At 66.5% G+C, this 10,903-nt stretch carries 10 protein-coding genes; 6 read left to right on the forward strand and 4 right to left on the reverse strand.

From position 1 onward, the window contains the following. Both ACTICP_RS14370 and ACTICP_RS14375 read right to left on the reverse strand, forming a co-directional pair. Window positions 1–1,659, reverse strand: a 1,659-nt coding sequence (locus ACTICP_RS14370) for an Eco57I restriction-modification methylase domain-containing protein (protein WP_441893526.1), incomplete at its 3' end; no start/stop codon positions are given. Continuing rightward, window positions 1,656–2,303: an N-6 DNA methylase gene (locus tag ACTICP_RS14375; RefSeq protein WP_441893528.1), complete on the reverse strand. Its 648-nt coding sequence runs from the start codon at window positions 2,301–2,303 to the stop codon at window positions 1,656–1,658. The genes ACTICP_RS14375 and ACTICP_RS14370, both read right to left, overlap by 4 nt. A gap of 70 nt (window positions 2,304–2,373) precedes the next feature. On the opposite strand from ACTICP_RS14375, the gene ACTICP_RS14380 reads away from it, so the two are divergent. From ACTICP_RS14380 to ACTICP_RS14390, 3 genes are all read left to right on the forward strand, one after another. Beyond that, a complete protein-coding gene (locus tag ACTICP_RS14380; protein WP_441893530.1) occupies window positions 2,374–2,646 on the forward strand; it encodes a helix-turn-helix domain-containing protein in 273 nt (90 codons plus the stop codon). 54 nt (window positions 2,647–2,700) lie between these two features. Then, window positions 2,701–3,033, forward strand: coding sequence for a hypothetical protein (locus ACTICP_RS14385; RefSeq protein ID WP_441893532.1), 333 nt, complete (start codon window positions 2,701–2,703; stop codon window positions 3,031–3,033). Window positions 3,034–3,187: 154 nt separating this feature from the next. Then, window positions 3,188–4,630, forward strand: a complete 1,443-nt coding sequence (locus tag ACTICP_RS14390) for a dicarboxylate/amino acid:cation symporter (RefSeq protein ID WP_441893534.1) — start codon at window positions 3,188–3,190, stop codon at window positions 4,628–4,630. Here the strand turns inward: ACTICP_RS14390 and ACTICP_RS14395 are convergent. Then, the gene (locus tag ACTICP_RS14395) at window positions 4,615–6,327 is read right to left on the reverse strand and encodes a cation:proton antiporter (protein ID WP_441893536.1); all 1,713 of its coding nucleotides are present in this window, start codon (window positions 6,325–6,327) and stop codon (window positions 4,615–4,617) included. The genes ACTICP_RS14390 and ACTICP_RS14395 overlap by 16 nt on opposite strands. A 64-nt stretch (window positions 6,328–6,391) precedes the next feature. Here ACTICP_RS14395 and ACTICP_RS14400 point away from each other — a divergent pair, with 64 nt between their 5' ends. Continuing rightward, complete coding sequence (locus ACTICP_RS14400; RefSeq protein WP_441893538.1) at window positions 6,392–7,432, forward strand: LLM class flavin-dependent oxidoreductase; 1,041 nt, start codon at window positions 6,392–6,394, stop codon at window positions 7,430–7,432. A gap of 78 nt (window positions 7,433–7,510) precedes the next feature. Then, entirely contained in the window at window positions 7,511–7,720 is a 210-nt protein-coding gene (locus ACTICP_RS14405) for a methyltransferase (protein WP_441893540.1), read from the forward strand. Window positions 7,721–8,085: 365 nt separating this feature from the next. Here ACTICP_RS14405 and pheA read toward each other — a convergent pair whose 3' ends face one another. Then, window positions 8,086–9,036, reverse strand: a complete 951-nt coding sequence (pheA, locus tag ACTICP_RS14410) for a prephenate dehydratase (RefSeq protein WP_441893542.1) — start codon at window positions 9,034–9,036, stop codon at window positions 8,086–8,088. A gap of 137 nt (window positions 9,037–9,173) precedes the next feature. Here pheA and pgm point away from each other — a divergent pair, with 137 nt between their 5' ends. Further along, complete coding sequence (gene pgm, locus ACTICP_RS14415; RefSeq protein ID WP_441893544.1) at window positions 9,174–10,817, forward strand: phosphoglucomutase (alpha-D-glucose-1,6-bisphosphate-dependent); 1,644 nt, start codon at window positions 9,174–9,176, stop codon at window positions 10,815–10,817. Window positions 10,818–10,903 lie beyond the last annotated feature (86 nt).

The raw sequence follows: 10,903 nt of genomic DNA on the forward strand, positions 1-10,903 counted from the left end.
CTGCTGGGCTGCACTTATTACAGTGAGCCGAGCCAGTCGACACGTCGTAAACAGGACAACCCCAGACAGCGGGGTGTCAGAAGAGCCATGAGTCAGACCCGACCACAAGACCATCATCGATCCGTTTGGTAGAGACCGCCACGTCCTTCGAGAAGTCAGACTAACTAGTCCACAAGATCTATAGTGAAGGGACACGAGAAACCGGACGAATCGCGTCCGAAGTAAGGAAGCCAACCGATCAGCATCCCGTTGAGTATCGAGCCGACCGGCAACGACGTACGTTTCAGTGCACGCAGAACCCGGGCCAGCGACGATCGGCCTGGATAGGAATTTCGTCTCCACAGCGGCACTAGTACCTTGAACGGCCGTCATCAGGACTTTCCACTTGTCGATCCAATCGGCGTTCGTATCGATTGCGGATCGCTCAATCCAACTCACCCTCCGCGAACCGAAAAGCTTCACTGGATCGGCGAGCCCTCGGGGAGTTGCGGCACCGTGCACGAACGTCCGCAATCCGAACGGTTTGCCGCTCGAGACGCGCGCGTCCAAAGTCCGTTCACCTCGTGCGCGAACCTTCTCCAGGATCGGGACAGCTGCGTTCCAACGTACGAGCACGTCGAAGGCGTCAAGATACCGGGCTGTCGGCTCGCCCACCGGCTGACCGTCCCACATCGTCTGAACCGTGCAGGGCCCGTCGTAGTCGCGATCCCAAAGAAAGTACGAGATTCCGCCCCGAATCTTCACGCCGGGAAACGCCTCGTATAGCTTCGGGTAGTCGACGATGTCGTGCATCCGATGGTCTCCGAGCATCCGTTCGCGATAGGCATCCAGCCCCTTCCCGCCGGCGAACCAGCGCGAAGGCGTGACGAAGACTCCATAGCGCGGGTCGAGCTCCAGCGCCTTCTCCACGAACAACTGGTAGATCGGCGCGGCCGACGTACCGTAGCCTCCATCGCTGAGTTGATACGGCGGGTTTCCGATGATGACGTCGAATTGCATGTCGGCTCCGAACAGCCCGTTCACACGGGCCTTGATGTCGTCTGTGTGAATGAAGGCGTAGGCATGACTTTCGAGGCCGGAGTCACGGGCATACTCCCCCTCAGAAGCGCCGCAGAACCGGCACCTGCCAGTGCCGGGCTGCTCAACGAGCTCCTCGTCACCGGTCAGCGAGTTCGCCCGACGCACCTTCTTGCGAGCACTCCAGGTGTGCTCAGTCCGCTCGAACCAGATGTTGCCCCAGTCGCGGTCGAAGTTCTTGGCGATCGAGTGCTCGCCGGTGGCATCCTTCGAGCAGTACACGCTGCGCCTTGCGAGTAGCGATGTGAGCCGCGTGATGCCGATGCCGAACACCTGCCTGGTGAGGATGTGATCCACACGTTCCTCAACGACAGGGATCTGAGACCCCAGTCCCTCCGTCAGTCGCCTGGTGATCTCGCGGAGAAAGACACCCGATTTCGTGAACGGATCGAGGAATGTGACGTTCGGATCCGCCCAGATCGACGCTCCGCTGTTCGACTCCGCCCACGCCTGCTCGAGCGTGTCGAGCATCCGATTGGCGAACTCGGGCGGAGTGAACACCTCGTCGTTCGAGAGGTTGGCGATGCAGGTGAGCACGTCGGGGTTGTGACCCTGCAGCGTGAAAGGTGCTTGGAGTGTCACGATGCTGCGATCTCCCTGACGGTCATCGCCGGGTACGTGCGCACCGGTGTGAAGATCTCGTGCTCCTCGAAATGTGCGAATAGGCCCTTCGATGCCGCAGCTCGCTGGGTCAGGCTGTCGTAGCGGAAGTCGCGACGTTGGAACTTGCCGCGCCCGAGGTAGCCCCACTCGGGGAATGTGATCGGCTCTCTCGCGGACGTCGTCATAGCGAGCGCGTCGCCCTGCACGATGTTCACGGCGAGCACGGTGCGCGCCGCGCTATCCCATTCATCGCCGCCATCGATACCTAGATACCGGGCGAAAGTACCCGCGAGGTTCTCGCGGCACTCGACAGCGTTGTCATCCAGCAACTCGATGCCGTAGATGCACATCAACCCGAGCAGCGCATAGTGACGCTTCTCGAAGTCGCTCTTCCCGTGGTTCGCCTGTACCGCCGCGAGTTTTCGCTCCAGAACCGGCACGAGGAAGTTGCCCGACCCGCACGCCGGCTCAAGGAACCGCGAGTCGATCCGCTCCGTCTCGGACTTGACCAGATCGAGCATGTCGTCGACCAGCCAGCGAGGCGTGAAGACCTCGCCGTGGTCGGCGACGCGTTTACGCGACTTTACGAGCTGCTCAGACGCAGCATCCGATCCCTTGGTCACATCGTGAGTGTACAAGTACCCGGCTACATACACCCTGGCGTGAGCGACCGTGGACTAAGACGCTTATCTGGTGCCCCGAATCCCGTCCGCCGCAGCTGCTCATGTCGGGGCCGCAATCGCCGCAGAGCGCAAGCGCCGCGGCCTCACGCAGGACCAGCTCGCGGTGCTCAGCGACATCGACTCCTCCAACATCCGCAGCTACGAATCCGGCCGCGCGATGCTCAGTGTTCAGACACTCGTACGCATCGCCGAAGCCCTGAAGACCGAGCCGGGAGAGTTCCTCGACGGGCTCACGTCAGAGATGTTCGGCAGCGAGGTGGGCGCACGCCGTCGTGCGGGCTGACATGGACACCTCTCCCCATCGCGCCGGCCTCGGCCCGGCTCTACGGTGAGTCATATGAACAGCAATCTCGCCACGCGCACTCGTGTTCTTCTCGCCCTTCCCATCGCAGCCGTCGCCTTCTCGCTGGCTGCATGCTCCGGCGGTTCCGAGCGCCCCTCGACGGGCGAGCTCAGCGAGGGCATCTCGACGATCCTCGAAGATGCCGGGCAGGGCGGCCTTCTCACCGATGACCAGCTCGAGTGCGTGGCCGAGGCCTTCCTCGACTCCGACATCTCCGACCAGGACCTCGCAAACCTCGCAGCCGGCAAGGACGAGCAGACCACAGAGGAAGCCAAGACCCTGGTGACCGAGACGATGTCCGAAGCCGGCGCCGCCTGCGCCGCCTGACGCATCTCCCCCACGGATCTGACGACGCGGATGTGATGACGCGACGGTGACGGCGCGACGTCACCCGGCGTCACATCCGCCCGGGGAATGAACCGACCGGCCTAACGTTGTCTCCCGTGGCGCGCATCCGGCGCCCGCCCACGCTTGGAGATCCATGAGTACCACTGCCCGCGCCCAGAAGGCGCCCGACACCCGCGGTCCCGTCCACAAGCTGCTGACGTCGTTCGGATTCCAGATCCTCGTCGCCCTCGTTCTGGGCATCGCCGTCGGCCTGATCGCCGTGCAACTCGGCGCCAGCGAGAACAACCCGACCGTTCTGTCGGACACTCTCGGCACGATCGGCAGTTCCTACGTCACCCTGCTGCGCACAGCGGTCGTCCCGCTCGTCTTCGCCGCGATCGTCGCGAGCATCTCGAACCTCCGCCGCGTGCAGAACGCCGCACGCCTCGCCGGACAGACCCTGCTCTGGTTCGCGATCACCGCTTTCATCGCGGTGAGCATCGGAATCGTGCTCGGCCTCGTCCTCCAGCCCGGAGCGCGTGCCGGCGAAGGTCTTGAGACCGGTGAGCCGCGCAACGTCGGCTCCTGGTGGAACTTCCTCATCGGCCTCATCCCGCAGAACTTCCTCGGCCTCGAGGTCGGCACCTCCGTGGACCCGACCACGGGCGCCGCGTCCTCGAGCGTCGACTTCAACATCCTGCAGATCATCGTGATCTCCGCCGTCGTCGGCATCGCCGCCCTCAAGGCCGGCCGGAAGGCCGAGCCGTTCCTGGCCTTCACCGAGTCGTTCCTGAAGGTCATCCAGCGCGTGCTGTGGTGGATCATCCGCATCGCCCCGCTCGGCACCTTCGGCCTGATCGGAAACGCCGTCGTCCAGTACGGCTGGGGCAAGCTCACCTCACTCATCTGGTTCGTCGCCGCTATCTACATCGGTCTCGCCCTGGTGCTGTTCGTGGTGTACCCCATCCTCGTGAAGACGCACGGACTGTCGATCAAGCAGTACTTCTCCGGTGTGTGGCCAGCCGTGCAGCTCGGCTTCGTCAGCCGCTCATCGCTGGGCACGCTCCCGCTCACGCAGCGCGTCACCGAGCGCAACTTCGGCGTGCCCTCCTCATACGCGTCGTTCGCGGTGCCGTTCGGCTCGACGACCAAGATGGACGGATGCGCGGCCATCTACCCCGCGATCGCCGCGATCTTCGTCGCACAGTTCTTCGGCATCGAGCTGAGCTTCGTGCAGTACCTGCTGATCGTGCTCGTCTCCGTCGTGGGCTCCGCCGCGACCGCCGGCACCACCGGCGCGACGGTCATGCTCACGCTCACGCTGTCGACGCTCGGCCTGCCGCTCGAGGGCGTCGGCCTGCTCCTCGCGATCGACCCGATCCTCGACATGGGCCGCACCGCGGTCAACGTCGCCGGCCAGGCGCTCATCCCGACGATCGTCGCCAAGCGCGAGGGCATCCTGGACGAGGAGCTCTACAACGCTCCCCGCGAGGGCCTGCCGTTCGCCGACGAGTCGGAGGACGAGGACGCTCCGACGGATGCCGAGCAGGATGCTGCGGGCGCGGATGCTGCCGGGCGGGCCTACGCCCGCGACTGAGGCTGGGTCGCACCCCGTGTGTCGAGCGCGAGCTCTTCGGCGTCGATCGCCGCCATGAGCTCGCGCATCAGCTCCTCGTCGAGATTGTCATCATCGCGCTCGGCGAGGAGCACCTCGCGCCGCACGTGCAACCATCCTTTCGAAAGCTCCACGAGATCCTCGTACGACGGCTTCGGCATCGAATCCTCGACCTGCTGAGCGCGGTCGGTGTCGGTCTCGACTCGCGTCATCCGCATCGCGAACGTGTCGAACGCCTTCATCTCTGCGTCGCCGTACTTCGCTGCCCATCGCTCGCGCTGCTCGGCGAGGAACGCCATCCCGGCGTCACGGCTCCGCGCACGCACGGCGGCGATCGCCGCAGCATCCTCGTCTCGATCCGAATCGCCGGCGACGCCGAGTCGGCGGATCAGCACCGGCAGCGTCAGCCCCTGCAGCAGCAGCGTCGCCACCGTCACGATGAATGCCACCACGACGATCGCATGCGATGACTTGTCGTCGAGCGCCGCGAGGTCAGCCGCGGCGAGCGCCGTCGCGAGAGTGACCACGCCGCGCATCCCCGCCCATGAGATGACCGCGTTGTCCTTCCAGTCCAGCGCCGGCTCGGTGAGACGCCGCCGCATCCGCTCTTCGGTCATCGGCGCGCGTCCGGGCTTCTGCGGAAGCGACTCGAATCCTCGGGCCTTGACCACCCGCTCCCACCGGCGCAGCCGAGCACGTTCCCACCATCGCGCCACCGCGTGGGCGGGATAGATGTAGAGCGGTCGCACTATCAGCACGGCGAGCAGCACCGCTCCCGACAGCAGTAGGATCTGCAGCACCGATTCCGATCCCAGATCGCTCAGCACCCGGGGGAACTGCAGACCGATGTACGCAAAGACGAAACTCTCCAGCAGCAGGTCCGCCGACAGCCACAGCGGGGCCTCCTGCTGCCGAGTCGTGTAGTCGGTGCGCGGAGCGTTGAACCCGACGTACAGCCCCATCGCGACGACGGCGAGCACCCCCGAACCGCCGAGGTGCTCGGCGATCGCGTACGCGCCGAAGGGCACGAGCAGTCCGAACGTCCCGATCACCACCGGATCGGCGACGCGCATGCGCAGCTGATGCAGCAGCGCGCCGAAAACGAGCCCGACAACGATGCCGACCACGACCGCGATGACGAACTGCCAGATTCCCTGCCAGACGGTGTACGCCGCCCCCGCGATCATCGCCGCGAACACCCGGTACAGCGTCAGCGAGGTCGCATCGTTGATCAGGCTCTCGCCCGACAGCACGGTCATGATGCGCCGCGGAAGTCCGAGCTTGCGGCCGATGGCCGCAGCGGAGACAGCATCCGGCGGTGAGACGATCGCTCCGAGCAGCAGCGCACCCGGCAGCGTCAGCGAGGGCATGATCAACCAGGCGACCAGCCCCACGACGGCCGCGGTGAGCAGTACCAGCCAGATTCCCAGGCGGCGGATCTGCGGAAGGCTGCGTTTGAACCCGACGAACGAGACGTCCAGCGCCGCCGAGTACAGCAGCGGAGGAAGCACAAGACTCAGCAGCACATGCCCGTCGATCGTCATCTCAGGGATGAACGGCAGAAAGGATGCTGCGAGCGCCACGATCGTGACCAGCAGAGGTGCCGGCCATCCGCGCCATCGTGCGATGGCCGCCACGATCACAGCACCGACGAGCACGTAGAAGATGGTGGCGTCCATGCGGAAAACACTAGCCCTGCGGTCACGGGGAATGTCCATGGATCGTGAACAGTTGCACACGAGGATGACTGCCTCAGCCCCCGCCCTGTCCGTGCTCGACCTCGTCCCGGTGCGCACCGGCCAGACCACCGCCGAGGCCATCGCAGCCTCGCTGACGCTCGCCGAGACCGCAGACCGGCTCGGGTACCGCCGCTACTGGTTCGCCGAGCACCACAACATGCCGGCGGTGGCATCCACCACTCCTCCGGTGCTCATCGCCGCCGCTGCGGGGCGCACGTCACGTATGCGCCTCGGCTCTGGCGGGGTCATGCTTCCGAATCACGCGCCGCTCATCGTCGCCGAGCAGTTCGCCGCGCTCGAGGCCATCGCGCCCGGACGCATCGATCTCGGCCTCGGTCGCGCGCCGGGCAGCGACCCGGTCATTACGCAGCTGCTGCGCACATCCGGCACGACGAGCGATGTCGAGCAGTTCCCCCGCCACGTGCAGGACATCTCGCTGCTCATGGGCGGCGACGGTGCCACGGTGCGCTTCACCTCCGGTGGCGAGTACACCGTGCATTCGACACCGGCGGCCGTGGGGACTCCCGAGGTGTGGCTGCTCGGTTCGAGCGACTACTCCGCCCAACTCGCGGCATCCCAGGGTCTGCCCTACGTCTTCGCGAACCATTTCGCGGGTCAGGGACTGGAGCGTGCGCTGGATCTGTACCGCACGAACTATCAGCCGAGTGACGCGAACCCGTCGCCGCGGACGTTCCTGACCGTCAACGTGGTCGCCGCGCCCACCGCCGAGGAGGCCGAGGCGCGGGCGCTGCCGCAGCTGCGGATGATGTCACGGCTGCGCCTGAACAAGCCGCTCATCCCTCTCGAGACGGTGGATGAGGCGCTGGCCGCAGCATCCGATCCCGCGACCGATCAGGTCGTCGACGCCGCCCGCGCGACCTGGTTCGTCGGCACCGGCGCGTCGGTTGCGACCGAACTGCGCGAGTTCGCCGAGAAGTACGGCGTCGACGAGGTCATGCTCTCGCCGGTCGCCGGCGCCTACGAGTCGGAGGCGATGGATGACGCGACCGGCCGCATCCAGACCCTCGAGCTCGTCGCGCCCTGAGCCGGCTCCCGCCTGCTGGAGGGGTGGCCGGATCGCGAACCGCGGAGTACGGTCGGCAGTGTCGGAAGGAGTTCGATCGTGAGCACCACGCAGACGTGCGGCCTCTGGGTTGCGTACGGGCCGAACGGGGTCGTCGGCAGCATTCGTCATGATGAGGACGACTACGTCGTCGTCATGGCCGGGGCGGATGCCGAGACCGGACGATATCCGACCCTCGACGTCGCCAAGGGCGCGCTGTATTCGCACCTGCTGCCCGGCAGCACGTGGCCGCGGTATCAGGAGCACTGAGCGGACGGGCGGAGAGCGGCTTCGACTCGCTGCGCTCGCTCAACCCGTTTCGTCTTCGGCGGCTGCGCCGCCTCCGCTCAACGACCGGCGTTCGGCGCCCGCGCGAGCTCGGTTCGCCCCTCACGGAACGTTGAGCGAGCGCAGCTCTCCCCTCACGGGACGTTGAGCGAGCGCAGTTCTCACCCTGCGGGACGTTGAGCGAGCGCACTTCTCACCTCACGGGACGTTGAGCGAGCGCAGCTCTCCCCTCACGGGACGTTGCGCGAGCGCAGTTCTCACCCTGCGGGACGTTGAGCGAGCGCAGCGAGACGAAACGCGTTGAGCGCCGAGCGGAGCGAGAAGTCGAAACGTCGCGCCCCACCCGCTCACGCCTCGGGCTCGCCCGTGATCAGTGCACGCAGCCAGTCGCGCGCCTCGACGAATACGTCGTCGGCGTAGCGATCGGGGTACTGCACGATGCGCCGATCCGCTCGCGGGTACGACCCGAGGAACACCACGCGCGGGCTGAAGCGCCGGATGCCCAGGAGCGCATCCGCCATCCGCTCATCGGCCACGTGCCCGTCGGCGTCGATGACGAACCGGTACCGGCCCAGCGCGTCACCGATCGGCCGCGATTCGATCAGCGACAGGTTGATGCCGCGGGTCGAGAACTGCTCGAGCATGTCGAGCAGCGCGCCGGGATGGTCATGCGGCAGCTCGACGATGAGAGAGGTCTTGTCGGCACCGGTCGGGTCGGGAGGCATCGTCGTGCGTGTCACGAGCACGAACCGCGTGACAGCGGAGGTGTTGTCTCCGATCTCCGAAGCCAGCACGTCGACGTCGTAGTGCTGCACGATCCCGGGGGGTGCGATCGCGGCCTGCGCGGGCGATGACCCCTCGAGCACGCCGATGGCGGATGCCACGTTGCTGGCCGCGGGAACATGAGAGTGCTCCGGCAGATGCTCACCGAGCCAGCCGTGGCACTGCGCATAGGCGACCGGGTGCGCCGCGATGACCTTGACGTCTTCGAGCTTCGTTCCGCGCGGGGCGACGAGCACGAAGTTGACCTTCACCAGATATTCACCGACGATGCGGAGCCCGGGAAGAGTCGCCAGAGCATCCTGCGTCGTCGAGACGCCGCCCTCGATGGAGTTCTCGATCGCGATCATCGCGGCGTGACTGCGTCCTTCGAGAACGTCGGCGAGCGCCTCTCCGACGTTGTGCACCGGGTGCCAGCGCTGACCGCGGGCCTCGGCGACCTGATCGAGGGCTGCTTCGGTGAAGGTGCCCGCAGGGCCCAGATAGCTGTAGGTGCGCCGTTGAGTCACGCGTTTCACCTTAGCCCTCCCACCCCTCCCCCACGCGAGACTGCATTGCGCGGATGAATCGCCACGGATTCCCGCGGCTCTCATCCGCGCAATGCAGTCTCGGCGGTCAGGGTGCGCGTGCGGCGAGATCGGGGCAGACTGTTCACATGACCAGCCGTGCCGGCCTCCCCGCGGAGGAATCTGACCTCATCGACGTCGACGCCCTCATCGCCGCCTACTACGACCGGCATCCGGATCCTTCCGACCCGGCCCAGCGCGTCGCGTTCGGCACGAGCGGCCACCGCGGCTCGTCGCTCACCGGCAGTTTCAACGAGAACCACATCCTCGCCACCACCCAGGCGATCGTCGACTACCGTCGCTCGCAGGGGATCACCGGCCCCCTGTTCCTCGGGCGCGACACGCACGCGCTGTCCCTCCCGGCCGAGCGCACCGCGATCGAAGTTCTCATGGCGAACGACGTCGACCTCCGCGTCGACTCCCGCGACTCGTATGTGCCGACCCCGGCGCTCAGCCACGCCATCCTCACCCACAACCGCGGCCTCGCCCCGGGTGCCGCTGGTCGTGCCGACGGTATCGTCGTGACGCCCTCGCACAACCCGCCCCGCGATGGCGGTTTCAAGTACAACCCGCCGCACGGCGGCCCCGCCGACGCCGATGCGACCGGCTGGATCGCCGCCCGCGCGAACGAACTCATCGAAGCGGGCATGGACGGCGTGAAGGCGCAGAGCTTCGCCGACATCGACTGGGACGCACTGCCCAGTCACGACTTCCGCGACGCCTACGTGCGCGATCTGCCGTCGATCATCGACGTGGATGCCATCAAGAAGGCCGGCGTGCGCATCGGCGCTGACCCGCTCGGCGGAGCATCCGTCGACTACTGGACGCTCATCAAGGAGATGCACGGGCTCGAACTCACTGTCGTCAACCCCGAAGTCGATCCGACGTGGCGGTTCATGACGCTGGACTGGGACGAGAAGATCCGGATGGATCCGTCATCGCCGTCGGCGATGGCATCCCTCGTCGCGCGTCGCGGCGATTTCGACGTCCTCACCGGGAACGACGCCGACGCCGACCGACACGGCATCGTGACGCCGGATGCCGGACTCATGAACCCGAACCACTACCTCGCCGTCGCGATCGACTACCTGTTCTCGCACCGGGCGGAGTGGACACGGGATGCCGCGGTCGGCAAGACCCTGGTCTCCTCGATGATCATCGACCGCGTGGCCGAGTCGCTCGGACGCCGTCTGCTGGAGGTGCCGGTCGGGTTCAAGTGGTTCGTACCGGGCCTGCTCGACGGCTCAGTGGCGTTCGGCGGCGAGGAGTCGGCCGGAGCCTCGTTCCTGCGCCGCGACGGCAGCCCGTGGACGACCGACAAGGACGGCATCCTGCTCTCCCTGCTGGCGGCCGAGATCATCGCCGTCACGGGCAAGACCCCCTCCGAGCGGTATGCCGAACTCGAGCAGGCGTTCGGAGCATCCGCCTACCAGCGCGTCGATGCGCCCGCGACGCCGGAGCAGAAGGCGACGCTGTCGAAGCTCGCGCCCGAGTCTGTCACCGCGACGACTCTCGCCGGCGAACCGATCACGGCCAAACTGTCGCACGCGCCGGGCAACGGCGCCGCGATCGGCGGGCTGAAGGTGCAGACCGAGCACGCCTGGTTCGCCGCGCGTCCGTCCGGCACCGAGGATGTCTACAAGCTGTACGCCGAGAGTCTGCGCGGCTCCGACCATCTCGCCGAGGTGCAGGCCGAGGCCCGCGCCGTGGTGACGGCGGCGCTCGAGGGCTGAGCCGGGGCTTCAGGTCGCGATTTTCGCCGCTTACGCAGCCTCAGAGCGGCGGTTTCTGCGACCTGAACGTGTCAGTCGCGGTCGCG

Source organism: Microbacterium sp. (assembly GCF_052102115.1).
Lineage (GTDB): Bacteria > Actinomycetota > Actinomycetes > Actinomycetales > Microbacteriaceae > Microbacterium.